Here is a 26,053-nt window from a genome sequence, read left to right on the forward strand (position 1 = left end):
GGCGCTTCGGGTTAACCCGCGTCCGGCGGAACGTTAAAGTTGTGAAAAATCGTCGGATCGGCATGAATAAGCGCCGCGTCTATCCAGAGCGTATCGAGTTCCGCCAGCAGCTTCATGACGCCAAGGCGTCCGCTTAGGACACGCTTTTCCAGGAGGCCGGCCAGTCCGCCGCGCCAGACGCTCAGCAGCGGAAGGTCTCCCGCCTCGGGGCTGCGGAGCGCCGCGATATCGGCCGCCGGTCCGTCTTCGGCGGCAGCTCGCAGCCGCCGGATTTCCTGCGGACCGATTCGGGGCATATCGCACGGAAGCACGATATAACGCTCTGCCGGATACCGCTGCATGACCGAGGCCAGGCCGGCCAACGGGCCGAGCCCCGCAAGCTGCGGCAGATCGGCGCAGACTTCGTAAGCGGCCGCGAAGTCCGGAGCCAACGCTTCGCTGGCGGAGACGATTACCAGGTCGCAGGCGCCCGAGAGCGCTTCGTGCCCGCGCTCATGGAATGAACGGCCTTCGTATTCGGCGAAAGCCTTCGCCGAACCGTAGCGGCGCGACAGTCCGCCCGCAAGCAGAATGCCGACCGTGCGGCCCGGAATCGGGTTCGCGGACGGCTGCGTCATCCGCCGCTAACCGGCGGAATCAGTGCGGCGGTGTCTCCGCTGCGCAGCCGATCGTCCGGCAGCGCATATTCTTCATTAACCGCAACGCGCACCGCATCGAGCGAGAGATGCGGATATTTGTGTCTTACCCAGTCCAGCAGTTCGTCGACCGTACGGCCTTCCAGTTCGGCTTGTTCCTGGGCAGTGCCCGTCGCTTCGCGCAGGCCGGCGAAGTAATACAGCGTAATCATGGCAGTTCTCTCCTCGTCTTAGGGGGGATGGGTGCCGGATCGGCTTGTCCGGAATCCGTTTCCGGCTTGCCGCGCTGGTCGCCGATCCATTCCGTCCCGTTTTCCCAAATTTCTTTTTTCCAGATCGGAACGAGTTCTTTGATCCGTTCGATCGCATATTCGTTTGCCTCGTAAGCGTCTTTGCGATGCGCCGAAGAGACGGCGATCACGACCGCGATCTCTCCGATTTTCAATTCGCCGATCCGGTGGGCGATCGCCGTGCGCGTGCCGGGCCACTGCTGCTCGATTTCCGCGCCGATCTTCGCCAGCATTTTCTCTGCCATCGGAACGTAAGCTTCATATGCCAGATACAGCGTTCGTATCCCTCTTGTCCATTCCCGCACATGACCGGTAAACAGGGTGACCGCACCCGCCTCCGGGCGCAGCACATAATCGGCGTAACGCTGCGGATCGATCGGTTCGGTTACGATCTCATAAGGTTTCATCGGCTGCTTGTTCTCCTTTCATCCAGTGGGTAAACCAGGCGGCAATCTCTTCGGACCGTGCGCGGGGCAGTACGCGCGGATTCGAACCGCCGGCCGGTATCGCTTCTATCGATAACGAAGGATGCCGGGCAAGGTCCTCGTCTACGGTCAGGATCAGTACGATATTCGTCAGCCGCTTCAGCTCCGTCCAATCTTCGAGGGAACGAAGCAGCACGATCTTGGGGTACGGCTCCGCCTTGAACCCTTCGATCAAGATCAGATCGGGGTGCGCGTAAGCCTCGGTTAGTTGGATCAACGAGGTCAATTCGCCGGCTTCGCCTGCTGGCCGTCGTCCCTGCAGCACAATCTGTCCGCCTCCGGCGACGATCGAACTTGCGGCTCCCGCCTGGAACAGACGCGAAGCGTCGGTATCGCCGGGCGGCGCTTCCGGCACCCCGCCGTGTCCGTGATGCTTGATCGCCGAAGCGCCCAGTCCGTGCCCGATCGCAACACGCAGCAGCGTCTCGGTCAGCGTCGTTTTGCCGCTGTTCTTGAAACCGACGACCTGGAGCCGCTTCGCTCGGCCGTTACACGGATACGCTTCTTGCGGATCTATTTGTCCGCGGTTTTCTTGGCTTTGGCCGCCGGTTACAGCGTCCATAGGCCCGAGCCTTCTTCCATACCCGGCAGCAGCACGTCCACCGGGTCTCCGGCTTTGAATCCGCGCGTTCCGCCCGGCAGGACAAGCAGCGCATTGCCGCGTCCGATCGACGAGACGGCGTTCGACTTGTTGAATCCGGCGGGATACACGGTTTGTCCGTCGTAGACGGCACGAACGAAGCGCATAAACGGATTCGGCTTGGCAAAATCTTCGCCGAGCACCGCCCGGGTGTGCAGCGGATAGATCCGCTGAGCCCCCATCATGCGCAGCAGAGCGGGCCGGGCGAACAGCTCGAAACCGGTATAGCAGGCCGACGGATTGCCCGACAGGCCGAACAAAAACTGCTTCCCGGCGGCGGCCACCGTCGTGACGCTGCCCGGACGCATGGCGACTTTGTTGAACAGCACTTTCGCGCCAAGCGACTCATACACGGCAGGCAGCAGGTCGAAATCGCCGACCGATACGCCGCCTGTCGTAATCAGGCAGTCGCATTCGCCGAGCGCTCTGCGCACCGTCTCGAGCAGATCTTCGAGGCGGTCGGCGGACGCGGCATACATCCGGCAGGGAACGCCCATCCGTTTGAGCTGGGCGGCAATCATGGGACCGTTGCTGTTGCGGATCCTGCCCGGTTCGAGCGGGGCGCCGGCTTCCAGCAGCTCCGTGCCGGTTGCAAGCACGCCGACAATCGGCAGTCTTGCGACTTCGACCGGTTCATAACCGAAAGTCGCCAGCAGAGCGACGGTGCCGGGATGGATCAGGCTGCCTGCAGGCAGGATCTCTTCGCCAAGGCGCATGTCTTCGCCGCGAAACGAAATATTCTCGCCGGATTGGAACGGCTTGCGAAGCGTGAAGGAAGTTCCGCTCTCCTGCGTCTGTTCCAGCATAACGACGGCATCGGCGCCTTCGGGCAGCTGTGCGCCGGTCATGATGCGTACCGCCTCGTTCGCTCCGATCCGGGCCGAAGATACCGCCCCGGCTCCGATCTGGTCGACGACTTCAAAAGCGATCCGGTTCGTGCCCGACGCTTCGGCCGAATCTTGGGACCGGATCGCAAAGCCGTCATAAGGCGAGCGATCAAAAGACGGCACATCATGCAGAGCCGTCAGCGGCTGCGCCAGAATACGGCCGTATGCGTCTTCAAGCGCTATCCGCTCGCTTCCGAGCGGACGAACTTCCGCCGCTATGCGGGCGATCGCTTCGCTTACGGAAATCGGATTTCTGAGTTCGACCATGCTGGACCGCTCCTTTTCTCGTGCTATACTGGGTTCATCTTCAAAGGATGAAAGGATGGATGATTTTGTCCGAATTCACTCACTTTAACGAACAGGGACGTGCGCGTATGGTCGACGTCTCGGAGAAGAACGAAACGGTGCGCACCGCCCGCGCGGCGACATCGGTGCGCGTCAACGAAATCATCTACCGCCAGATTCAAAGCGGAGGCAGCAAAAAAGGCGATGTGCTCGCCGTAGCCCAGGTCGCGGGAATCATGGCCGCCAAAAATACGGCGCAGATTATTCCGATGTGCCATCCGCTTATGCTCAGCGGCATCGACATCGAATTCGAGTGGAAAGTCGATGAAGCGGCGGCTTCCTACGAAGTGTTCCTCTACGCGACCGTTCGGACCAAAGGGCCTACCGGCGTTGAGATGGAGGCGCTGACCGCGGCGAGCGCGGCGGCGCTCACGATCTACGATATGTGCAAAGCCGCAGGCAAAGACATGGTGATCGGCCCGACGATGCTGCTGGAGAAAACCGGAGGGAAATCCGGCGATTACTCCAGGTCGGAATAGCTATCCGTTTCGGCAGACGGCCGGGTGCGTGAAGAGAACGTCTTCTTCCCGCTCCCGGCTTTTTTTGCGTGCGGCAGCGCCTTGAGCTTCGATTCGCACAAAACGCCCTGAAGCCGCTGCGAAGATCGCTGGGCATCGGTTCGAATCCTTCTTACCGATGTTTCGTCAATTCGTGCAGGATATGCCGGATCTCGGGCAGAATGATCCGGTTCATGCCCAAGGTGACGGCACCGGTCGATCCGGGCAGAACGAAGATCGCTTTCTCGCCCGACGTACCGGCCGCTGCCCGGCTGAGCACCGCCTTGGTTCCGATATCTTCGGCAAAGCTCAAATAACGGAACAGTTCGCCGAAGCCGTCGATCTCTTTTTCGAATAAAGGGCGGACGGCTTCGAGCGTTACGTCCCGGCGTGCAATTCCCGTGCCTCCGGTCGTGAGGATGGCATCGATCCCCGGCTTGAGCAGCCAGCCCGCGACAATCGAATGAATCGCTTCCGCATCGTCGGTGCACAGCGTATACTCGGCAATCCCGAGCCCCGCTCCGGCAGCCAATTCCAGAATGCGCTGTCCGCTTTTGTCCGTCTCTTTCGTTCGCGTGTCGCTGACGGTGAGCACCGCCAAGCGAATGGCCGGTCCGAATCCTTCGTGCAAGACCCTTTCCCCTTTCTCTTTCCAAGCGATTTCTTCTTCTCTTATTCGCACTGCCTCAACCGAATACCTTCCGGTGCAGTCTGCGTCCTTCGTCCACGCTGCCCGTACCATGAATCAGCAGCCGGCCGCTGCCGAACAGAATAAACCGGGCACCCATCGCGTGAAACTGCACGAAATGCGGGGTGCGCCGAAGATCGCTGCCGAAGCGAAGCGCGACCCGCTCGGCATCGTCCAGTGTCAGCGGCCTGGCCGGATCCGGAAGCACCTGCACGGTGTCGCGTCCGCAGAGCGCCGCGTAAGCGGGTCTGGCCGCGGAATAGGACAGTGCGGGAAAGCTGGGATCCGGCCCGCAGGACGGACAATCCGCGCGGCGGATCCGGGAAATCCCCGTATCCATCTGCGTGCCTGTCCAGAGATCGAAATGATGCACTTTGACCCGCAGCGAGTCCCGGCTGCCGCTGAGCCATTTGAGAGCTTCCGCGCACTGCACGGCGGCGGTCATCTGGACAGCCGGCGCAATAATGCCTGCCGTATCGCACGTATCGTTGGCCGCGGGAAGTACCGGGATCAGGCAGCGGAAGCATGCGGAGCGTCCGGGTACAAACGGAAAGACCGTACCCGAGCTGCCTACGCAGGCTCCGTAAATCCAGGGAATGCCTGCTTCAAGCGCCGCATCGCCGATCAGCAGACGGGTCTCGAAGTTGTCGGTCGCGTCCATGATCAGCGAACATTTCGAAGCCAGTTCGCGGATCAGTGGGATATCGAGATCGTCGAAATGCGTATAAAGCGCAAGATCGGAGCGGATCGCCAGCAGTCTTGTCCGAGCGGCTTCCACTTTGGGGACCATCTGCTCGGCATCGCTTTCCGTAAAAAGCTGCTGGCGCTGCAGGTTGGACCATTCCACATAGTCCCGGTCGACCAGATGCAGCTCGCCTACACCCGCGCGGGTCAGCTGTTCGGCGATAGCCGATCCGAGCGCTCCGCAGCCGATCACGGCCACGGAGGCATCCGCCAGACGCTGCTGTCCGGTTGTGCCGATCGGAGCAAACCGAATCTGGCGCGAATAGCGTTCTTCGTGTGTATGACTCATTTGACATGCCTCCTGCATACGAAGCCGCCCGGGATTCCCGGACGGCCTATAGTGGCTTGGCCGGAACGTTCCCCGCCTTTTATTTGCGCATGGCTTTGGACTGCGCTTGTGTGGCTGTTCTTCCGCCTACCGCATCCAGGTTTCTCTTATCCTGGAAGTACAGCCAGAAGACCAGAACCATACTGACCATCGCGAACTGGGACAGCAGCATGAAACCGATCGAATACTGACCGGTCAGGCCGTGAATGACGGCCAGCATAATCGGCGGGAAGAAACCGCCCAGACCGCCCATCATCGATACGATGCCGTTGGCAATCCCCGCCTGTTTCTGGAAGTAGAACGGAACCAGCTTGAAGATGATCCCGTTGCCGAGTCCCGCGCAGAAAGCGATCGCCAGGCAGCCGACCGTATAGGGACCGAGCGACGGCGAGAACGCCAGCAGAATCGCGGCAATCGTGTAGATGGCGAACGTGCCGCCGAGCAGCAGCAGCGGCTTGAAGCGGTCCGCGAGCCAGCCGCCGATCGGACGGAAGAAGGTCGCGATCGCAATAAATCCTGCGGTTCTCATACCGGCATCGACTTTGTCCAATCCGAAATTCGACACGAGGAAATTCGGGAGATAGACGGTGAAGGCTACGAACGAACCGAAAGTAATGAAGTAGAACAGCGAGATCAACCAGAGCTTTTCATTTTTGTAGATGCCTTTGATCTGCTCGACGATCGGCGTTTTGACTTTCACTTCTTTGCGGTCGCCCAGCAGGAAGTTCAAGACGATGAACAGCAGCAGCAGGGCCAGATACCATTTGATAGCGGCCTGCCAGCCGATCTGCGTCGCAAGTACCGGAGCCGCGAACGTGCTGATGGCCGTGCCGATATTGCCCATACCGTACATCCCGTTGACGAAGCCGTGTTTGGCCGTAGGATAATACTTGGGCAGCGAGGTGACGCCTACCGAGAATACGGCTCCGCCGACCCCGAGGAACAGACCGCCGATAATCAGCGCGGTCATCGATTGGGCTACGCTGATATAATACACGGGAAACAGCAGAAGCACAAAACTGAACAGGAATACGAGACGCGCACCGATGATGTTGGCGTAGTACCCGAGCGGGATGCGCAGAATCGAACCCAGCACGACCGGAATCGCCGTTACGATCGCCAGACGGTCTGCCGGAATCGCGATATCTTCCTTGATGAACGGCATCAGCGAAGAGATAATCACCCAGACCATGAACCCGACCGTCAAATTCAGCGTTTGGAGCGGGAGCTGCATTTTTTTGATCATTACACTCACCTTTTCGACAGTTATTCGCCCGGTTCGAGAAGCGGGAGTAGCGAAGACGCGTTTCTCCGAACCGGTTCACTGTCCCCATTGTATCGACCGCTCTGCCGACGGCATATAGGGGGAACCCCTTTCCCCGAGAGGGTAAACCCTAAAAAAGAACCCTCCCGCAAAACGCCCTACCGCAAAACCTTCACAAATGCAAAAACGACCCCGGATCCCGCTGGCGGCGGGACTTGGAAGTCGTTTTTTTGTCATATTCCGATACTTAGACGATCATCGTATTCATTCTTTCGTACAAACCCAGCATTTGCTTGGGCAGGATCCGGGCTTCCGCTATCGGAAACAGGACCGATTCTTCTTTGACGCGGTTCACGGTGAGTACTTCGAACGCTTCACCCGCATCGCGCGCCGCGGCTCGGATCTCGTCCAGCAAGAGCAGATCGGGATTCCCCTCCGTCCGGTGCATGAAATGATCGAGATAAGCTTCGATTTCCCGGTGTTCTTCCTGAATGCCGACCAGCGGTCCCTGCTCAAAACCTATGTATCCGCCGAGTACGGGGAAAAAGTGTTCTTCTTCTTTGTCGGTATGCTTTTTGAGAGGAATCCGGAAGCGTTCGAGCCGTTCGCGCAGCGTGCCGAGCAGGACGCGGGCGGTATGGAGGTCTTCTTCTTCCTCCAGACGAAGCACGATCGGATGCCATTCCTCCGCCAGATAAGCCAGGTAACGGTGCTCGTTCTCCAGCAGACGTATCGCCGGTTTTTCGAATGTCAGTTCCATCGCGAAGTTCCTTTCCGTCAGAACTCCAGCAGCTTTTTGCGCATGGCATATTCGACCAGTTCCGGCCGGTTTTTGAGCTGGAGTTTTTCCATGATTTTGGCTTTGTGGGCTTCGACCGTTTTGACCGAAATGAACAGCTTCTCCGCCACTTCCTTGTTGCCGTAGCCTTTGGCGATCAGCGGCAGAATCTCCAGTTCCCGCTTGGACAGCAGTTCGAACGGATCTTCGGAACTGCCGGACTTGTCGTTCTTGATAAATTCCCGAACGAGCGAAGTGGCCATTTTGGGATGGATATAGGTGCCTCCCGCATAAACGGTCCGGATCGCCAGCAGCAGCTCTTCGTCGGGAGCGTTTTTGAGCACGTAGCCCGAAGCGCCGCTTTTTAAAATATGGAACAAATACTCCTCGTCGTCGTGCATGGTCAATATAAGGATTTTGGTGTCCGGATAGTCTTCCTTAATCTTGCCGGTCGCGATCAATCCGCTTTCTCCCGGCGGCATGCTGAGATCCATAACGAGGATATCCGGCCGGTTCTTGGCGACTGCGGCGTACGCTTCGATGCCGTCCGCCGCCGTTCCGATCACTTCCATATCCGGCTGAAAATTAAGGATCATCGAGAAGCCGCTGCGCACGATGGCGTGATCGTCCGCAATTACGATTTTCATCCGCGATTACTCCTTTACAAGAAATTCCGCGATCGGAATCTGCAGGAGTACCCGCGTTCCGATTCCCGGTTCCGACAGCACGCTCAGCGTCCCCCCGGCAAGCTCCGCCCGTTCGCGCATCCCGTACAGGCCAAGCCCCGTCCCGACCGGATCGGAACCGGCCTCGAAGCCCGCTCCCTGATCTTCGATTTCGAGCCGGAGCATCCCGTCCCTCTCGAACAGATGCACGCTGACGGTATCAACCTGTGCGTACTTGAGCGCATTCAGCACCGCTTCCTGACAGATGCGGTAAGCGACCGTCTCGACATTGCTCGGGTAGCGTTTGCGCGCCAATCCGGATACGAACTCGACAACGAGGCCGTAGCTCTGCTCCACCCGTTTGAAATGCGAGCGGAAAGCCGCTTCCAGACCGAAATCGTCGAGGGCGGCCGGCCGCAGATCGACGGACATGTTCCGGATCTCGTCCAGCAGGCGCGTCATCGAAGCTTCGGTCTGCTTGACCTTTTTGAGCACGGTTTCGTCGTTCGTCATATATTTGAGTACCCGCAGATCGACGACCGCGCTCATCAGCTCCTGGGCTACGCTGTCGTGCAGCTCCCGCGAGAGCCGTTTGCGCTCGTTCTCCTGGGCCTCGAGCACATGCCGCGTCATGGTGTTCTGGTACAGGCGTTCCTGAATCCGCAGCTGCGGCGTCAGGTCCCGAAGCATGAAGACGCGGGTCCCCTGCTCGGAATCGACCGTATGGAAAGAACCCGCATAAGGCACAACGCCTTTGCCTTTCGTTTCCAGATAAACCTGGAACGACGTGTGTTCTTCCGCTTCGGGCATCTTCATGTAACAGTCCAGGCAAGTCTGCTGCTCCGTGTCGCTCGTATAACCGCGGCAGGTACCGCACAGCGCATTCTCGCTGCCTTCGTACAAGTTGATCAGCACATCTGCGGAGAGAATCTCCTCGGCCGCCGGATTCATGGCCAGTGCACGTCCCGTCTTGTCAAAAAAGAAAATCGCTTCCTTGCTGTTCTCGAACAGCTTCATCATCAGCGGGCTCATGGTGCCGATCTCGGGAGGAGGCGTCATTGGGAAGCCACCTCCCTGCCGTCCAATTCGCCGATCCCCGATTGGGCCGTCTGCTTCAAAGCCTGCATCAGCTCGGGAGTCATGGCGTGTTCCTGACGGAAACCGCCCAGCAGAACGCCGGCAACGCGGGCATCGTTCCACAAAGGAACCGCGCCCAGGCTCTCCAACTGTTCGGATTGGATAATCGGATAATTGAACAAACTGCTCGCTCTCACATAGTCGCGAACCGAAGGGATAAAGACCGGTTTGCCGGTTCGGAATACGATTCCCGCAATGCCTTTTCCGGATTTGAGCACGATACGGCGAAAACGTTCGTTGCGGTTCCCGGCCGCATATTTCCAGCGGATGACATACTGCTGTTCGGCCGGTTCGACAAGAGCCAGCGCAAGAAAATCGTAGCCGAACGTCTGGCGGATCGCGTCGAGTTCCCGTTGGTAATCTGCGTAAAGTTCCATCATCATGCATCTCCCAGCGAAAGCGGATAGGGGGCTGTGCCCGCCTGTCCGCGTTTCTTGGCCGCGCTGCGCATCCCGGATTCGAGCGTTCAAGCGAACCGGACAAGAAACTAATTGGATTTGTGTCTTCTGTAAAGGATATAACTTCTTCCGACATAATTCAACGGAACGCTCCATACGTGGACGAGGCGGCTGAACGGCCAAAAGGCGAAGATGGCAAAGCCCGTAAGGGCATGGATCTTGAACGACATCGGGACATTATGCATGAGGGAAGCATCCGGGCGCAGCGTAAACAATCCGCGGAACCAGACCGAAATGGACTCGCGGTAATCGAATTCGGGCTGTACCGCGTTGGTAAACAGCGTGGCATACATGCCCATGAATACGATAAACAGCAGCAGCACGTTGACGATCAGATCGGATGCGGAGCTGAGGCGCCGGACGTTCCGGATCGTAAAGCGGCGGGAAGTCAGCAGCAGCATGCCGATCAGCGTCATCGCACCGAAGATGCCTCCGATATAGACTGCTCCGATATGGTAGATGTGTTCGCTGACTCCCATCGCGGCCATCCACGATTTCGGGATAAGCAGGCCCGACAGATGACCGAAAATAACCGGAATAATGCCGAGGTGGAACAGCAGACTGCCGAACATCAGCTGCTTTTTCTCGATAAATTCGCTCGATTTGGCCGTCCAGTTAAACTGGTCATGCCGATAGCGGAAAATGTGGCCGACCACAAAGATCATCAGGCAGGCGTATGGGAAGATCACCCACAGAAATTGATCGAACATATTCATGGATTCACGGTCTCCTGTTCTAGGCAGGCTTTCAAAGTCCGGCGGAGCCCCTGCACCAGATGGCGGTAAGGGCTGTCCAGCTTCTCAAGCGCGGCAAGCAAATGATACGTCCCGTCTTCGAGCACTCCGAAGATCAGCCGGAAGTTTTCGGGCGCTTTGCGCTCTTTCATCCATTCCGCGGCATACAGAAATTCGCAGATGAGCGGCAGATAATCCGGCAGTTCGCCTTCAGGCATCTCCAGACCGAACATTTCGTACAGGATTTTGAGCCGCAGCAGCATTTGTCCGCGTTCTTTGGCATCTTCGAACTTGAAATAGGTCATATACAGGGCGCAGTCTTTTTGAAAATCGAACGTTTCCGTATACTGCTCCTGAATCTCGTCCAGACTCAGCTCCTGCATACGATTCCAGTAAGCATGCGCATCCGCGTAAGCCGGGTGCGCAGCTTCGAACGACTCTTCCAGAAAAGCCGGATGGAAATCCAGCTTTTGCGGATACATGAGCTGACTGGCAAAAAATCCGAAAGAAGTCTTGTAATCGTACAGCTTCGTTACGTCAATCACGCCAGATCCCCCCGTAGAAGTTTTCTTCGTACATTTCCTTGCCTGTTTTGGACGAGGCTTCCGAGTTCGGATCGATCGTAGATGCGGTCGGCCCGCAGCCGTCGCAGCCGGTATTGGCCCCCATGGCTCCCATCATATCTCCGAAGCCCGCGGCTCCTTGCGCCCGGTACGGATTGACGTAACCTTCGCGGTGCGAAGTCGGTACAACGAAGCGGTCTTCGTATTTGGCGATCGCCAGCAGCCGGTACATCTCTTCCGTTTGGCGCGCGGTCAGACCGACACGTTCAAGGCGGCTGTTGTCGAATTCTTTCTTGGTGGTCTTGGCGCGCATATAGGAACGCATCATGGCCATGCGCTGGAGAGATTCCTTCACCGTTACCGTATCGCCGGCGGTCAGCATATTCGCCAGATACTGGATCGGGGTGCGCATCTCTTCGATCGCCGGGAAGATCATGTCCGGATTCTCGATCGAGTCCCGTCCTTCGAAGTAATTCATGATCGGACTCAGCGGCGGCACGTACCAGACCATCGGCAGCGTCCGGTATTCCGGATGCAGCGGGAACGCCAGTTTATGCTCGATCGCGAGCTTGTAGACCGGCGAATTCTGCGCGCCTTCGATCCAGTCTTCGGAAATGCCATCTCGGCGCGCCTGCTTGATGATCTCCGGATCGTGCGGGTTCAGGAACAGGTCGCACTGCGCTTTGTACAGATCCTGCTCGTTTGGCGTCGAGGCCGCTTCATGGACGCGGTCCGCGTCGTACAGCAGCACGCCGAGGTAGCGGATACGGCCCGTACAGGTCTCGGAACATACGGTAGGCAGGCCCGCTTCGATCCGCGGGAAGCAGAATGTGCACTTCTCCGCTTTGTTCGTCTGCCAGTTGAAATAGACTTTCTTGTACGGGCAGCCGGTCATGCAGTAGCGCCAGCCGCGGCAGGCTTCCTGGTCGACCAGCACGATGCCGTCTTCTTCGCGCTTGTACATCGCACCCGACGGGCACGACGCGACGCAGCTCGGATTCAGGCAGTGTTCGCACAGACGGGGCAGATAGACCATGAACGATTTTTCGAAGTTGAACTTGATCTCTTCTTCGATCTTCTGGATATTCGGGTCGAGCGGGCCGGTAATATGCGCGCCGGCCAGATCATCTTCCCAGTTCGGGCCCCAGTTCAGATCCATTTTCTCGCCCGTAATGACGGAATGGGCCCGCGCGACCGGCGAATGCTCCTGGTCTTTGGCATTGGTGAGATTTTCGTAGTTGTACGTCCACGGTTCGTAATAATCTTTCATTTCCGGCATGTCCGGATTGTAGAAGATTTTGCCGAGCGCGATCTTGGACAGTTTGTTGCCGGATTTCAGTTCCAGTTTGCCTTTGCGAAGCTGCCAGCCGCCTTTGTACAGTTCCTGGTCTTCCCAGCGCTTCGGATACCCGATGCCCGGCTTCGTCTCGACGTTGTTGAACCACATGTACTCCGCGCCTTTGCGGTTGGTCCAGGTCGTCTTGCAGGTCACGCTGCACGTATGGCAGCCGATACATTTGTCGAGGTTCATGACCATTGCGATTTGCGCTTTAATTTTCAAGCCAGTTGACCTCCTTCATTTTGCGAACGGCTACGTAGACGTCGCGCTGGTTGCCGATCGGCCCGTAATAATTGAAGCCGTAACTGAGCTGCGCATAGCCGCCGACCATCTGCGTCGGCTTCAGATGGATCCGCGTCGGCGCGTTGTGGCTCCCGCCCCGGGTATCGGTAATCTCGGAGCCCGGTACTTGAATATGCTTGTCCTGGGCGTGATACATGAACATCGTGCCCCGCGGCATCCGGTGGCTGACGACGGCGCGTGCCGTGACGACGCCGTTGCGATTGTAGACTTCGAGCCAGTCGTTGTCGTTGATATCGTGCGCCAGCGCGTCTTCGTTGTTGATCCATACCGTAGGACCGCCGCGGAACAGCGTCAGCATATGCTGGTTATCCTGGTAGGTGGAGTGAATATTCCACTTGCCGTGCGGCGTCAGATAGCGCAGCACCAGCGTATCCAATCCGCCTTTCACTTCGCGGTCGCGCGGCCCGAACACCATCGGCGGAAGCGTCGGTTTGTAGACCGGCAGCGCTTCGCCGTATTGGAGGAAGATTTCGTGATCGAGATAAAAATGCTGGCGTCCGGTCAGTGTCCGGAACGGGACCAGGCGCTCGATGTTCGTCGTAAACGGCGAATAGCGGCGGCCTTTCTTGTTCGAACCGCTGAAGACCGGCGTCGGAATGACTTCGCGCGGCTGCGACGTGATGCTCTGGAACGTGATGCGTTCCGCGGCGCGGTCGGCGGAAATGTCTTTGAGTTCGACCCCATGGTCGTGTTCGGCCGATTCGTAGGCTTTCTGCGAGACGCGGCCGTTCGTCGCCGACGACAGATGCAAGATGGCGTCCGCGGCCTGCCTTGCCGTCTGCAGCTTGGGCAGCCCGTCCTTGATCGATTCGTCGTAGTAGACGCCGTTGAGCTGCTTGAGTTCTTCGTATTCTTCGGCCACGGAGAAACTGACTCCGTGCGCCCCCGTCTTGCCGACCGCAAGGTTCGGACCAAGCGACGTGTATTTATCGTGAATCTTCGTGTAATCGCGTTCCACGATGCTGAAGTTCGGCATCGTCTTGCCCGGGATCGCTTCGATCTCGCCTTTGGACCAGTCTTTGACGAGGCCCATCGGCTGCGAAATTTCTCCGATCGAGTCGTGGCCGAGCGGTGCGGTCACGAGGTCTTTGTAGACGCCCGGCAGATGGGTCTTGGCCATGTCCGAGAACACTTCCGACAGCCGGCGGTAAATATCCCAGTCCGAGCGGGATTCCCATAAAGGATTGACCGCCGGATTGAACGGATGGACGAATGGGTGCATGTCCGTCGAGGACAAGTCCGTCTTCTCGTACCAGGTTGCCGCCGGCAGCACGATATCCGCGTACAGCGGCGTGGTCGTCATGCGGAAATCCAGCGCGACCATGAGGTCGAGCTTGCCTTCCACATCTTCGCGCCACACGATTTCTTCCGGCTTGTGTTCTTCGTTCGGCGTAGCCAGCAGCGCATCGGACGCGCCGAGCAGATGCTTCATGAAATATTCCTGGCCTTTGGCGGAGCTTGAGATCAGATTCGAACGCCAGATGAACAGCGAACGCGGGAAGTTCTCCGGAGCGCCCGGATCTTCGACCGCAAAGCGCGTTTGTCCGCTGCGCACTTCTTCCGCAGCGCGCTTGACGATCTCTTCGTTGCTCTTCTGCCCGTCTTGGGCCGCTTCTTCGGCGAACATGAGGCTGTTCTTGTTGAACTGCGGATACGAAGGCAGCCAGCCGAGCCGCGCGGCCAAGACGTTGTAATCGGCCGGGTGACGGTAGGTGACGTCTCCGCCGGTCGGCGATTTCAGCGAATCGGTGCCGCTTTCTTCATAGCGCCATTGATCGGTCGCGAAGTAGAAGAACGAAGTTGCGTTCTGCAGCCGCGCCGGTCCCTGCCAGTCTTTGGCGAAAGCAAGCGTCGACCAGCCTTCGATCGGACGGCATTTCTCCTGGCCGACGTAATGGGCCCATCCGCCGCCGTTGACGCCCTGCGACGCGGTCAGCACGACCAGGTTCAGGATCGAGCGGTAAATCGTGTCGCTGTTGAACCAGTGGTTGATGCCGGCGCCCATGATAATCATGGATCGGCCGCCAGTATCGAGCGAATTCTGCGCGAACTCGCGGGCGATCTGCGTCACGACGGAGGCTTTGACGCTGGTCACTTTTTCCTGCCAGGCCGGCGTGTAGAACGATTCCGCATCGTCGTAGCCGGAAGCGTTGTACGGACTGTCGGTCCGCGCCACGCCGTATTGGCTCATCATCAGATCGTAGACGGTTGCCGCATAGCGGACCGTACCGTCGGCAAGCGTTACGGTTTTCGCCGGGATAACCCGCTTGAATGTACCGTTGCCGCCGTTGTCGAAGAATGGAAAAGCGATCTCGATCCATTGGCCGCCGTGAGGTTCGACCGACAGCGCAGGTTCCACTTTCGTGCCGTCTTCGCGTTCGAGGATCAGATTCCACTTCTTGCCCTGCTCCCAGCGCTGGCCCATCGTGCCGTTCGGTACAAGCATCTCGCCGGATGCCTCGTCGTAAATGACCGGTTTCCAGTCGGCATGGGGTTCGTCCACCCCGAGATCGCTCGAACGCAGGAAACGGCCGCCTTTCCAGACGTCTTCGTGGGGATCAAGCAGAATCAGGAACGGCATATCCGTGTACTGCTTCGCATAATTCAGGAACATCGGTTCTTGGCGCTGCTGATAGAACTCGTCCAGAATCACGTGCGTCATGGCCTGCGCAAGTGCGGCGTCCGTGCCCGGATGGGGAGCAAGCCAGTTGTCGGCGAATTTGACGTTCTCCGCCAAATCGGGCGCGACGGAGACGACTTTGGTGCCTTTATAGCGGACTTCCGTCATAAAGTGGGCATCCGGCGTCCGCGTGAGCGGCACATTCGATCCCCACATCATCAGGTAGCCGGCGTTGTACCAGTCCGACGACTCCGGCACGTCCGTCTGCTCGCCCCAGATTTGCGGCGAAGCCGGCGGAAGATCCGCGTACCAGTCGTAGAAACTGAGCATCTGCCCGCCGAGCAGCGAGATGAAGCGCGCGCCGGACGCGTAGCTGACCATCGACATGGCCGGAATCGGCGTGAAGCCGGCGATCCGGTCGGGTCCGTATTTGCGGATCGTGTAGATGAGCTGGGCCGAGATCAGGTGCAGTACATCGTCCCAATTCACACGGATATGACCGCCTTTGCCGCGGGCCTTCTTGTATTCCGAAGCTTTGGCCGGATTCTCGACAATACTGGCCCACGCTTCGATCGGGTCGGCATGTTCCTGCAGCGCCGCCTGCCACAATCTCAGCAGCTTGCCGCGCATATACGGGTATTTCACGCGCAGAGGACTGTATTCGTACCAGGAGAACGTCGCTCCCCGCGGACAGCCTCGCGGTTCGAATTCCGGCATATCCGCTCCGCAGGACGGATAATCGATCTGCTGATTTTCCCAGGTAATGATGCCGTTCTTAACGAACACTTTCCAACTGCACGATCCGGTACAGTTGACGCCGTGTGTCGTGCGAACGACTTTGTCGTGGGACCAGCGCTGCCGGTAGACATTTTCCCACTCTCTATTTTTTTCTTCGAGGATCGACCAATTGCCGGAATAGCTCTCGACCGGTTTAAAAAAGTTGAGGCTGAATTTCTTTTTCATCGGATTCTTCATCGGATGATCCACACTCCTTTTCGGTTACTTTTCATTATGAAAGACCGGAAGCGGGGTTCCCATTAGGGAATGTCCTATAGCGCGCGGGGAAAACCCTAAAAGGAAAAAGCCCTTCTCGGATAGAGAAGGGCTTTGATCTGTATAAAACTCGTATCGCGCACCTTATACGGGGGCGGCTAGTTTGCCAATCCCCTGCTTGCTCCTACGCACTTGGTGGGCCTGTGTCTTCCGCGTTCTCCTTTCCTGCTCGTTCCAATCGCTCCAAATCCCTGAAAAATCCAATCTTATAATCGATCTTTTCCAGCGAATCCTGCAGTTCTTTCATCTGTTCGACGACTTTTTCGCGGTAATTCTCCATGAATTCACGCCGCGCCGCTGCGCTCGAGGCGCTTCCGTCTTTGGGAATGTTGAACGTCTTGATATCGTTGACCGATAGCCCGAGGCGGCGAAAATACGTAATGACCTGAAACCAGGCGATATCCGAAGTCGAATAGACGCGGTAGCCGTTCTCGTCTCGCAGGATTCCGTCGATCAGCCCTTCTTTTTCGTAATAACGCAGCGCATGGACGCTCAGTCCCGTGACTTCCGACGCCTGCTTGCTCGAATAGGTATTGTCCATAGCCGAATCATAGCATGAAAAATCAAGCCTTGCTATAGAGTTCACTCTAGGGTTTACGCTATCGGTGCAGAACAAGATTCAGCCCAAACATTCATAAACGGAGGCGGAAAAAATGAAAGTATTCGTTACGGGAGCGACAGGATTTATCGGCATGGCGGTTGTACGGGAGCTGTTGGATGCGGGGCACGGCGTAATCGGGCTTTCGCGCTCGGAAAAAGGAGACGCGGCCTTGAAGCAGGCCGGCGCGGAACCTCTGCGCGGCGAACTTGGCGATTTGGACAGCCTGCGCCGTGGAGCCGAAGCGGCGGACGGCGTGATCCATCTGGCGTATCTCCACGACTTTTCGGATCTTGCGGCATCCGTCGAAGCGGATCGTCTGGCGACGGACGCGATCGGGGCGGTACTCGAAGAGTCGGGCAGCCCGTTCGTGCTGACGTCGGGCATGCTCTTGATGACACAAGGTCATCCGGCTGAGGAAGCGGACGCTCCGGCTTCGCTTGGCAGATATGCCGAACAAGCCGTATCGGAACTCAGCGAACGCGGCATCCGCTCGTCGGTCGTTCGGCTCTCGCCGACCGTGCACGGCGCAGACGATTACGGATTCATCCGCGTCCTGGTCCAAACGGCTCGCGATAAAGGCGTCTCCGCTTACGTAGGCGACGGCTCCAACCGCTGGCCGGCCGTGCATCGCCTGGATGCGGCCCGCTTGTTCCGTCTGGCGCTGGAATCGGCGCCGGCCGGAACGCGGCTGCACGGCGTCGGCGAATCCGCGATTGCTTTTCGCGAGATCGCCGAAGCGATCGGACGCGGCCTGAACCTGCCGACCGTCTCGATTCCGGCCGAGGAAGCGGCTGCCCATTTCGGCTGGATCGCTTTCGCCGCGACGACGGCGGATAATCCTGCTTCGAGTACGTGGACGCAGCAGGAGCTGAACTGGCACCCGGAGCAGCCGGGGCTCATAGCGGATCTTGAAGCCGGTTATTATTTCAAGGACTGATCCGCCCGATTACTTCGCGTCAAAAAGGCCGTTTACAGCGGAACGCTCCGCTGTAAACGGCCTTTCTTAGGTCGGATTCGCGGAACCTTCCCTGTTCATGAATCGCTCAGGGCTTGTCCGGCCGACGTCCCGTCAGCAGGAGCAGAACGAACGAGATGGCCACGATTGCAACCGTCCAGGCCCAAGCCGACGACAGATGCCCGGCGTCCACGGCCACGTAGATCGCCGTCGGGACCGTCTGCGTCCGTCCCGGAATATTCCCCGCGATCATCAGCGTCGCGCCGAATTCGCCGAGACTGCGGGCGAAGCCCAGCACGTAAGCGGTCTTGAGCGACGGCAGGATCAGCGGCAGCGTAATATGCCGGAATACCTGGCGCTCGTTCGCGCCGATCGAACGGCCCGCATCTTCGAGGTCGCGGTCCACCGCTTCGAAGCCTACGACCGTCGTCCGGTAGACGAGCGGGAACGCCACCACGACGGCCGCAATCACCGCCGCCCACCAGGAGAAGATGATCGGCGAATGAAAGATTCGTTCAATCAGGGCACCAAGCCCGCTGCGTCGGCCGAGCAGCATCAGCAGCAGAAAGCCGACTACAGTCGGCGGCAGCACAAGCGGGAGCATAAACAGCGTCTCCAACACCGTTTTGCCGCGGAACCGTTCGCGCCTCGACATGCACCAGGCAGCGGCCGTGCCCAACACGATCACGATGACGCTGGACAGCAGCGCCACTTGAAGCGACAGGCGGACCGGCGGCCAATAATCGCTTCGTCCGAACTCCGCCAGCAGGGTCATTGCGCCGCGGAGAAGCCGAAGCCGCTCAGAACCTGCAGCGCTTCCGGCGTTTGCAGGTAGTCGTAGAATGCCAGAGCCGCTTCTTCGTGCCGGGTCGCTTGGACGATGCCGATCGGATACAGGATCGGCGAGTAGCTGTCCGGATCGACATCGAACGCGATTTTGACTTGTTCGGAAGTGAGGGCGTCCGTCTTGTACACAAAGCCCACGTCGGCGTTGCCGGTTTCCGTATACTGCAGCACCTGGCGGACGTCTTTGCCCTGAACGAGCCTGCCCTGCAGCGAGTCCCACAGTCCGGCGTTCGTCAGCGCTTCCTGCGCGTATTTGCCGGCCGGCACGCTGTCCGGAATTCCGATCGCGATATGCTTGATTTCGCTGCTTTTCAGATCTTCGATCTTCGAGAGAGGCGAGTCATTCGGGGCAACCGCGACCAACGTATTGGTCAGCCAGTCCGTTTCCTGCTTGGCGTCAATCAGGCCCCCGTCCAGCAGCGCCTGCATATTCCGGGAAGAAGCGGACAAGAACAGATCGGCCGGAGCCCCCTGCTCGATCTGCTGCTGAAGCGCGCCGGAAGCGCCGAAGTTGAAATCCAGTTCGACGTACGGATGCGACGCTTCATACGTGCGCTCAATCTCTCCCAGCGCGTCGGTCAAGCTGGCGGCGGCCGAAATGGTCAGCGTGACGGGTTCGGCATCCGCTCGGTCTGCGGCTGCGGAGCTGACGGACCCGGATACCTGCCCGGCAGTTTCCGGATCGGAAGCCGCGCGTTCGACCGGCTTCGCGCCGCAGGCCGACAGGATCAGCAGCAGGGCAAGCAGCGGCAGCCATCGCACGGCTGCCTGGCCCGACGTCCGCCGGATGCCAAGGAACCGAAGAAAGGTTCGATTGTTCATGCAAGTCCTCTCCTTTTTGCCGCGGTATCCGAAGACGTTCTCGAACGACCGGGCTGTTCACCTCATTACGTTACGATACACAATCTTTTTCGATCAGTCCAGTCGCTTGACTCTATCCAATCAGAGGTTTACGTTCGCCTGAAATAACAATTCCGTCGGAGACTTCGTACACGCTTCAGGTACGAAATCTCAAGGGGCGCAACCTTACTTTTATCGGGGTCAAAGGACTAGTGCCTTCGAACACTCAACGGGGAGAACGGTTAGGAGGAAGCGGGCAGAACCGCGTCTTGTTCGTTGGCGGCCCGATCGATACCGGTGTTCGCGGCTCCAAGGCCCGGAAGCCGACGCAGCAGGATGCGTGCGGCTTCCCTTCCTCCGGCGATGCAGTCGGGAATGCCGACGCCGCCGTATCCGGCTCCGCACAGAAGAACGCCCGGCCGCTTATCTTCCAGTTCTTCGGTAATGCGCCGCATGCTGTCCACATGACCCACCGGATACTGCGGCATCGCCGACAAGCAGCGGTTGACCTGCGACCACCGGGGATCGGCATCGAGTCCCGTCAGTTCGCGCAGGTCGCGCCGGGCCTCTTCGATCAGTTCGGCATCGCTCATGGATGTCCATTCCTGCGCACCCGAGCGGCCGATATAAGTCCGCAGCAGCGTCTGCCCTTCGGGGGCGACATGGGTCCACTTGGTCGACGACCAGGTGCAGGCCGTGATCCGTTTGCCTTCTTTGCGCGGAACGAGAAATCCGGAACGTTCGAACGAGATATTCAGGTCGGCTGTACGGTAAGCCAGCGCAATATTGGCGACCGACACATAATCGATTCTTCGCAGCCGCGAAGAGGCTTCGATCTGTTCACCCAGCAGCCGCGCCGCTTCATAAGCGGGCACCGCGCAGATCACGCCGTCCGCATTCAGCGTTTCCCCGCTTTGCAGCCCAATGTCATAACTTCCATTAGGCAGCCGCGTCAGCGAAGCGGCGCCGCTGCCTTGAACAAACCGCGCGCCTTGATCCAGCAGTTTTTCTTCGAGGCGTGCGATCAATTCCGACAGGCCTCCCCGGTACGACAAAAACATGCTTTTGCCGACAGCCGCCCCTGCACCTCCCGATTTTCTGGCGCTCCGCACCGCTGAGCTTCCATCGTTGGGGCTTACGCCGCTCGTTTTTTTGGCCGTCTGCGGTTTGGGACGTCCGCCTCCGCGCGCCATGCCTTTGATCAGGCTCCCGCTGTTTGCTTCCATCGCTTTGAATTGGGGAAAAGTCGCCATGACGCTGAGCGAACGCGTATCTCCCGCATAAATGCCGGCCAGCAGCGGTTCGGTGATCTGTTCCAGCACTTCCCTACCCAGCCGCCGTTCGATAAAATCGCCCAGCGCTTCGTCTTCGCCGATCCGGCGCGCCGGTTTGAAGAAATCCAAAGCCGCACGCAGTTTGCCAAGCGGCGAGATCAATCCCGTGCGGATAAAAGGACTTAATTTCGTCGGAATGCCCAGAATAAATCCCATCGGCATCGGATGCATCCGGCCTTTGTGGAGGATGTAGCTGGTCTTGGCATCGGGGTTGGTCGGCATCAGGCGTTCGGTCAGGCCAAGTTCGTCCGTCAATTCCATAATGGCGGGCTTGCGCGCAAGAAACGCATCGGGCCCTTTTTCGATCAGGAATCCGTCTTTTCGCTGCGTCTGCAGCCGTCCGCCGAGGCGATTATCCGCTTCGACTACCGTAATCTCAAGGGAAATCCCTTGCTGCACCGCTTCTTTTTGCAGATAATACGCCGCACTTAGACCGCTGATGCCTCCGCCGAGTATCACGACTTTCCGGTCGGATCCGACTGCTTTTCCGGGCGACGGCAGGGTTTGCTTGTTCATGTTTCCTGTTCTCCTCTCCAAACTTGCGGAATATAAGCGCAAACGGGATCGCTTGCCAGATAATCGCCGGTGACCGCGTAAGCACGGGCTCTCGATCCTCCGCAGAGCCGCTTGTACTCGCAGACTCCGCATTTGCCTTTGAGCTGTGACTTGTCGCGCAAATTCCGCATGATATCGGATTCCCGATAGATGTCTTCCAGCGCTTGTTCGCGTACATTGCCGCATCGAAGAGGCAGGAATCCGCTCGGATACACATCCCCTACATGGCTGATAAAAAGAAATCCGTCGCCGTCGTTCACGCCTTTGGGGGCGCGTCCGAGAACGTCGGTACGTTTGAATCCCGGCGGTGCCGTTTTCGGGAGATCGGAAAGCTTCTGCGAAGCGGTGTGCGTCTTCTCCTGCGCCATCTGCGTCGCCACTCTGCGGTAATGCGGCGCCTCCGTCGCTTTTACACCGTACGGCATGCGCTGCCCCGTTTCATAAAGCCATCTCAAGACGGCTTCGTGCTCGTCGGCGTCAATCATATCTTTTTGTGCGGCCCGGCCGGTCGGAACAAGAAAAAAGAGACTCCACAGCACGGCTCCCATTTGTTTGACGCGCTCCGCAATCGCCTGCAGATCCTGCAAATTGTAACGGGAGACGGTTGTATTGATCTGAATCGGAATGCCGAGCTCCTGCAGATAGCCGATTCCGCGCAGCGTCGTGTCGAACGATCCCGGCGTTCCCCGGAAATGATCGTGAATTTCGGCACAAGAACCGTCAAGACTGAACGCCCAGCGCGACAAACCGACTTCTTTCGCTTTTTCGACAGCGGAATGGGTCACCCGGGGCGTAGCGCTTGGCGTCATGGATACCGACAGCCCTTTCTCTTCGATCGCATACCGCGCCAATTCGAACAGATCGGGTCGCATAAGCGGGTCGCCTCCCGTAAAAACCAGCAGCGGAGGGTTCATCAGCGCGATCCGGTCGATCAGCGCTTTGCCTTCTTCCGGCGACAGCTGATTCGGATCGGCCCGGTACTGCGCTTCGGCCCGGCAGTGCAGACATTTGAGTGCGCAGGCCCGGGTCACTTCCCAGATCACGATAAACGGATTGACCGAGTAATCTTGCGGGGGAACAGCCGGTCTATTCATCGGGCAGGACTCCTTTTTCGCTTTTTTTGACACTCTCAATCATAGGTATACAAGCAGCACGGACAGATACAGCAGGACTGCGAATCCGATCTCGGCTGTTCCCGTCTGCTTGATCTTCAGCCCTTTTTTCGGCAGGAAGACCGCACGCAGCAGCAGAATCGCAAACACAAGAGCGAGCGGCAGACTGAGCCAGGCGGCGAACGGAATCAGCAGGGCGTGATAGCCGACCGAGATCCGGTAGTAACGCGGATTCTTCTTCTCGCGGATCACGGTCTTGACGTACAGAGCGGTCCCGACGAAGTACAAGCCGAGCAGCAGGAACAGCAGCGTGGTCCTCGTCCAATCGGCTTCGATGCCTGCGCTGACGTAGACGACCGGATAAATAAACGAGCAGAACAGCAAAATGGCGACGATGTCGTTGAGCAGGGCGCGTTCGTTTTTGTTTTTGGCAAAATAAGCGGGAATCGCAAACGCAGCCAGCAGCAGAATGCCGTAGCCGATCAGCTTGGGCTGAGCCCCTACCACGATCCCCACCAGCGGAATCAAAATGACCCCGTAGACAACCGCAGGCTTGAGGTAGCGTTCTGTCCGCCTGGTCTTGATCCATTGAAGCACGGGGAAACTAAACAAATACATGAACAGCCAGCATAAAAACAGCGGAATATGTACCGTACGGGCTCCGGCAACCGACAATCCGAGCAGAAACGGCAGCAGCAGCATTGCCCAGGCGCCGTGCTGATTGGGAATATAACGATTCATGGTCGTTCCTCCTTCCTTACGGGTTTCATTCTATAGAACCGGATAGGCGCCAACCAATCAGGGACTTCCCTGTTTCGATCCGGGAAATGCCTAACCATCCTTTTTTGAACCTTTGCGCATGCTATACTGAACCCGGAAAAGCGATCCAATCAGCTAAAAAAACCGTTCAATAACAGCCGATCTATACGAAAAAAGGAGGAATCGATATGGGAGGACCATCCCTGCGCCAACTGCATGCCCATCATGCGATTCATGAAGGCGGCCTAAGCGGCGCAATCGATAAAACGGAAGAAGTGGAACAGCTGCTTCAGGCGGGAGAGTTCGAGGTAGCCCGTCAAGCGGCGGATCATCTGGTCGATTATTGGGTGACGCGTATTCTCAGCCATGCGGACGCCGAGGAAGAAGGTTTCTACGAGGAGATGGCCGGCGATGATCCGCAGCGGCGTCTGTCCGTGGTCAAACTGACGCGGGATCACGATATTTTGCGACTGATTATCGCGGATATCCGGCAGGAGCTGGCCGAGGAAGGAATGACGCCGGAAGTCATGCGGCAGTTCCAGGCCCTGATCGTCGTTAATGCCATTCACAGCCGCGAAGAAGAACGTCTGCTGCTGGAGGAGCCGCGCGGATGAATGCTGCGCCGCTCTCTTCCTCCCCGTCCGGTTCGCGCCGCAATGAGCCCTGCGCCTGCGGAAGCGGTTTGAAATACAAGAAATGCTGTGCGGGTCGGGACGACGAACGCCGGCGCGACGATGGGAAGCGCCAAATACTGGAATCGGTGCTGCGCCGGTTTTTCGAGAACCACCCCCGCCCCGCCGAGCAGAAAAGTCTTTCCGCCTGGAAGCGGGAGATGGAACCCGGACTGAAGGTTTCGTACGGCGCCGAAAAAACGGACTCGATCATCGGCGATACTTTTTTCTTCGGGCAGTCGGTCGGAATCTGGAACGAATTTGTCGGATCCGAAGCACGAAATGACCGAAATGCAGCGGCCGCCGAAGCCTTATCCCGCTGGGTTGATCCGCGATTCGCCGTCCTGCACATTGTTCCCGCAGGCAGCGCCGCACGTCCGGAAGCGGCGGAATCCGCCGGTTTCGCCGCTGCGTCGGAGCTGCTCACCGGAGAAACGCTGCGCCTGCGTACGGATGATACGTTCCGCCCCCAACCGGGAACCCTTGTGATCGGTTTCTGGATTCCGGGTTTGGATCCGGCCGAACCGCTCGCGCCGCTGAACAGCCTGGTCTCGATTGAAGATCCCGAAGAGGCTCCGCTGCTGCAGTTGGAAGAACGGTTCCGGACATCGGGCCAGCCGGACACGGCTGATTTCTATAGGTCGAACTTCGCGGCCGTTTACGAAATGTTCGGCGATGCGCAAAGTTCGGCCGGTTCCCCGGACGGGACTCTGCCTCCATCCATAACCGCGGCGATCGAAAGACTTGAAGGTTTCCTGATTGAGCGCGATCTCAAGAACGACCGGCTGATGGATGTCTTTTTCCGCTTTCTCAAACGCCGAATCAAACGGGAGACGCCGGATGCGGGAACCGCTGCGGCCGCCGCTGTTCGTTTCGGCGGACTTCGCGGTTGGCTGCCGCAGGGCGAAGATTTTGCGAGCCTTGTCCACCTATTCGGTGCCAACCCGGCGCAGGCCGAACGTCTGGCCGAAGACATGTTGGCTTTTGAACGGAAAACGTCGGCTTACCGGGAGGAAGAAGAACAGATCGGCTTCCGCGTCGGTACCGATCCGGAAGCCGAAGAATACCGTCAATGGCAGCTGTATATGCATATCAAGGATCTGGATATTCAAGGCGAAGCCGCGCTGCGGCGCCAGATGGATTATTTCTCCCGAATCCCTTACCTGCCGGCTTCACGCGAAGAAGAAGCCCAGCTCCGTATGTATGAAGCCTACTTGGCGCGGGAAGAAGATTTCCGCCGGGAAAAGCTTGAACAAGCTGTCCGCCTCGATCCCGACAGCGCCGATGTCCGGCTGATGCAAGCAGAAACCGAGGCGGAAGCGGACATCCGGGAGAAGCTGCTGGAACAAGCCGAGCAGGCGGCTCTTCGAAGCTACGAACCCGATATCCAGCCGGTTTGGCTGCATCTGCCGAATCGTCCGTATATGCGCATTCTGCTGCGCCGAGCCGTGTACGAACTGGAGTCCGGGCGATACGAGGCCGCATTCCGGCGGCTGTATCGGCTGCTGCAGGATAATCCGGCCGATCATCAGGGTGCGCGTTATCCGGCCCTGTCCGCGCTGATTGCCAAAGGCGACCTTGATGCGGCTTCGGGACTGCTCGGCCATTACGGCGAAGGTTCCGGCGACAATGCCTTTTACCGCTGGTTCGATTGGGCGATCGCCTACCGGCGCGATCCTCTCGGATCCGACGCGCAGAGGTCGTACGAAGCGGCCGTCGAAGCGAATCCGTATGCCGAAAAATATGTCTGGAACCGGCCGGCGGCGGATCCTTATCCGCGGGCGTCCGTAGTGACTCCGCGTTCCCCCGAGGAAGCGCGCTTGATCTGGACCCTGCTTCGTCCCGCCCTTCAGCGGCAGGAATCCTCTCCTTCCTGATTGTCAGCCATCGTTCAGCGATCCAGAGTCCGAAAACGGCAGCGCCGTTT

General features: G+C 58.5%; 26 protein-coding genes. 4 read left to right on the top strand and 22 right to left on the bottom strand.

Annotated features, from left to right (window positions below):
• Positions 1–11: 11 nt before the first annotated feature.
• The 5 genes from HRQ60_RS00755 to HRQ60_RS00775 are packed head-to-tail and all read right to left on the bottom strand — an operon-like array spanning position 12 to position 3,204.
• On the bottom strand, positions 12–617 hold the full coding sequence (locus tag HRQ60_RS00755; RefSeq protein ID WP_172193726.1) for a molybdenum cofactor guanylyltransferase: 606 nt from the start codon (positions 615–617) through the stop codon (positions 12–14).
• The gene (gene moaD, locus HRQ60_RS00760; protein WP_172193727.1) at positions 614–847 is read right to left on the bottom strand and encodes a molybdopterin converting factor subunit 1; all 234 of its coding nucleotides are present in this window, start codon (positions 845–847) and stop codon (positions 614–616) included. Before moaD ends, HRQ60_RS00755 begins: the two co-directional genes overlap by 4 nt.
• Entirely contained in the window at positions 844–1,332 is a 489-nt protein-coding gene (locus HRQ60_RS00765; RefSeq protein ID WP_172193728.1) for a molybdenum cofactor biosynthesis protein MoaE, read from the bottom strand. Before HRQ60_RS00765 ends, moaD begins: the two co-directional genes overlap by 4 nt.
• Entirely contained in the window at positions 1,319–1,972 is a 654-nt protein-coding gene (gene mobB / locus HRQ60_RS00770; protein ID WP_172193729.1) for a molybdopterin-guanine dinucleotide biosynthesis protein B, read from the bottom strand. Before mobB ends, HRQ60_RS00765 begins: the two co-directional genes overlap by 14 nt.
• Positions 1,960–3,204 (bottom strand): molybdopterin molybdotransferase MoeA, encoded by a 1,245-nt coding sequence (locus HRQ60_RS00775; RefSeq protein ID WP_172193730.1) that lies wholly within the window; start codon positions 3,202–3,204, stop codon positions 1,960–1,962. The genes mobB and HRQ60_RS00775 overlap by 13 nt, the downstream gene beginning before the upstream one ends.
• A gap of 65 nt (positions 3,205–3,269) precedes the next feature.
• Between HRQ60_RS00775 and moaC the strand changes: the two genes are divergently transcribed.
• A complete protein-coding gene (gene moaC, locus HRQ60_RS00780) occupies positions 3,270–3,761 on the top strand; it encodes a cyclic pyranopterin monophosphate synthase MoaC (protein ID WP_172193947.1) in 492 nt (163 codons plus the stop codon).
• Between the two features lie 151 nt (positions 3,762–3,912).
• Here moaC and HRQ60_RS00785 read toward each other — a convergent pair whose 3' ends face one another.
• From HRQ60_RS00785 to HRQ60_RS00840, 12 genes are all read right to left on the bottom strand, one after another.
• Positions 3,913–4,410, bottom strand: coding sequence for a MogA/MoaB family molybdenum cofactor biosynthesis protein (locus HRQ60_RS00785; protein ID WP_246280987.1), 498 nt, complete (start codon positions 4,408–4,410; stop codon positions 3,913–3,915).
• A gap of 55 nt (positions 4,411–4,465) precedes the next feature.
• Positions 4,466–5,500 (bottom strand): ThiF family adenylyltransferase, encoded by a 1,035-nt coding sequence (locus tag HRQ60_RS00790; RefSeq protein WP_172193732.1) that lies wholly within the window; start codon positions 5,498–5,500, stop codon positions 4,466–4,468.
• A 79-nt stretch (positions 5,501–5,579) separates the two neighbouring features.
• On the bottom strand, positions 5,580–6,785 hold the full coding sequence (locus HRQ60_RS00795) for a nitrate/nitrite transporter (protein ID WP_172193733.1): 1,206 nt from the start codon (positions 6,783–6,785) through the stop codon (positions 5,580–5,582).
• 265 nt (positions 6,786–7,050) lie between these two features.
• On the bottom strand, positions 7,051–7,563 hold the full coding sequence (locus tag HRQ60_RS00800; RefSeq protein ID WP_172193734.1) for a hemerythrin domain-containing protein: 513 nt from the start codon (positions 7,561–7,563) through the stop codon (positions 7,051–7,053).
• A 17-nt stretch (positions 7,564–7,580) separates the two neighbouring features.
• Positions 7,581–8,228, bottom strand: coding sequence for a response regulator (locus tag HRQ60_RS00805; RefSeq protein ID WP_172193735.1), 648 nt, complete (start codon positions 8,226–8,228; stop codon positions 7,581–7,583).
• Positions 8,229–8,234: 6 nt separating this feature from the next.
• Entirely contained in the window at positions 8,235–9,305 is a 1,071-nt protein-coding gene (locus tag HRQ60_RS00810; protein WP_246280988.1) for a PAS domain-containing sensor histidine kinase, read from the bottom strand.
• The gene (locus tag HRQ60_RS00815; protein ID WP_172193736.1) at positions 9,302–9,760 is read right to left on the bottom strand and encodes a GAF domain-containing protein; all 459 of its coding nucleotides are present in this window, start codon (positions 9,758–9,760) and stop codon (positions 9,302–9,304) included. The genes HRQ60_RS00810 and HRQ60_RS00815 overlap by 4 nt, the downstream gene beginning before the upstream one ends.
• A 110-nt stretch (positions 9,761–9,870) precedes the next feature.
• The gene (gene narI / locus HRQ60_RS00820) at positions 9,871–10,557 is read right to left on the bottom strand and encodes a respiratory nitrate reductase subunit gamma (protein WP_172193737.1); all 687 of its coding nucleotides are present in this window, start codon (positions 10,555–10,557) and stop codon (positions 9,871–9,873) included.
• Positions 10,554–11,120 carry a nitrate reductase molybdenum cofactor assembly chaperone gene (narJ, locus tag HRQ60_RS00825; RefSeq protein WP_172193738.1) on the bottom strand — a complete coding sequence of 189 codons (567 nt, stop codon included), beginning with the start codon at positions 11,118–11,120 and terminating at the stop codon, positions 10,554–10,556. Before narJ ends, narI begins: the two co-directional genes overlap by 4 nt.
• Positions 11,113–12,699, bottom strand: a complete 1,587-nt coding sequence (gene narH / locus HRQ60_RS00830; RefSeq protein ID WP_172193739.1) for a nitrate reductase subunit beta — start codon at positions 12,697–12,699, stop codon at positions 11,113–11,115. Before narH ends, narJ begins: the two co-directional genes overlap by 8 nt.
• Positions 12,689–16,363 carry a nitrate reductase subunit alpha gene (locus tag HRQ60_RS00835; RefSeq protein WP_172193949.1) on the bottom strand — a complete coding sequence of 1,225 codons (3,675 nt, stop codon included), beginning with the start codon at positions 16,361–16,363 and terminating at the stop codon, positions 12,689–12,691. Before HRQ60_RS00835 ends, narH begins: the two co-directional genes overlap by 11 nt.
• 214 nt (positions 16,364–16,577) lie before the next feature.
• Positions 16,578–16,994: a MerR family transcriptional regulator gene (locus HRQ60_RS00840; protein ID WP_172193740.1), complete on the bottom strand. Its 417-nt coding sequence runs from the start codon at positions 16,992–16,994 to the stop codon at positions 16,578–16,580.
• A gap of 112 nt (positions 16,995–17,106) precedes the next feature.
• Between HRQ60_RS00840 and HRQ60_RS00845 the strand changes: the two genes are divergently transcribed.
• Positions 17,107–17,991, top strand: coding sequence for an SDR family oxidoreductase (locus HRQ60_RS00845; protein WP_172193741.1), 885 nt, complete (start codon positions 17,107–17,109; stop codon positions 17,989–17,991).
• 106 nt (positions 17,992–18,097) lie between these two features.
• Here HRQ60_RS00845 and modB read toward each other — a convergent pair whose 3' ends face one another.
• From modB to HRQ60_RS00870, 5 genes are all read right to left on the bottom strand, one after another.
• Positions 18,098–18,784 (bottom strand): molybdate ABC transporter permease subunit, encoded by a 687-nt coding sequence (modB, locus tag HRQ60_RS00850; protein WP_172193742.1) that lies wholly within the window; start codon positions 18,782–18,784, stop codon positions 18,098–18,100.
• Positions 18,781–19,677 carry a molybdate ABC transporter substrate-binding protein gene (modA, locus tag HRQ60_RS00855; RefSeq protein WP_172193743.1) on the bottom strand — a complete coding sequence of 299 codons (897 nt, stop codon included), beginning with the start codon at positions 19,675–19,677 and terminating at the stop codon, positions 18,781–18,783. The genes modB and modA overlap by 4 nt, the downstream gene beginning before the upstream one ends.
• A 260-nt stretch (positions 19,678–19,937) precedes the next feature.
• Positions 19,938–21,545 carry a protoporphyrinogen oxidase gene (gene hemG / locus HRQ60_RS00860; RefSeq protein WP_172193744.1) on the bottom strand — a complete coding sequence of 536 codons (1,608 nt, stop codon included), beginning with the start codon at positions 21,543–21,545 and terminating at the stop codon, positions 19,938–19,940.
• A complete protein-coding gene (locus HRQ60_RS00865; protein WP_172193745.1) occupies positions 21,542–22,678 on the bottom strand; it encodes a TIGR04053 family radical SAM/SPASM domain-containing protein in 1,137 nt (378 codons plus the stop codon). Before HRQ60_RS00865 ends, hemG begins: the two co-directional genes overlap by 4 nt.
• Before the next feature lie 39 nt (positions 22,679–22,717).
• Positions 22,718–23,437 carry a YwiC-like family protein gene (locus tag HRQ60_RS00870; protein ID WP_172193746.1) on the bottom strand — a complete coding sequence of 240 codons (720 nt, stop codon included), beginning with the start codon at positions 23,435–23,437 and terminating at the stop codon, positions 22,718–22,720.
• Positions 23,438–23,643: 206 nt separating this feature from the next.
• Here HRQ60_RS00870 and HRQ60_RS00875 point away from each other — a divergent pair, with 206 nt between their 5' ends.
• Both HRQ60_RS00875 and HRQ60_RS00880 read left to right on the top strand, forming a co-directional pair.
• Entirely contained in the window at positions 23,644–24,069 is a 426-nt protein-coding gene (locus HRQ60_RS00875) for a hemerythrin domain-containing protein (RefSeq protein WP_172193747.1), read from the top strand.
• On the top strand, positions 24,066–26,003 hold the full coding sequence (locus tag HRQ60_RS00880; RefSeq protein WP_172193748.1) for an SEC-C domain-containing protein: 1,938 nt from the start codon (positions 24,066–24,068) through the stop codon (positions 26,001–26,003). The genes HRQ60_RS00875 and HRQ60_RS00880 overlap by 4 nt, the downstream gene beginning before the upstream one ends.
• Positions 26,004–26,053 lie beyond the last annotated feature (50 nt).

Source organism: Saccharibacillus qingshengii (assembly GCF_013185195.1).
In the GTDB taxonomy this organism is placed as follows: Bacteria; Bacillota; Bacilli; order Paenibacillales; family Paenibacillaceae; genus Saccharibacillus; species Saccharibacillus qingshengii.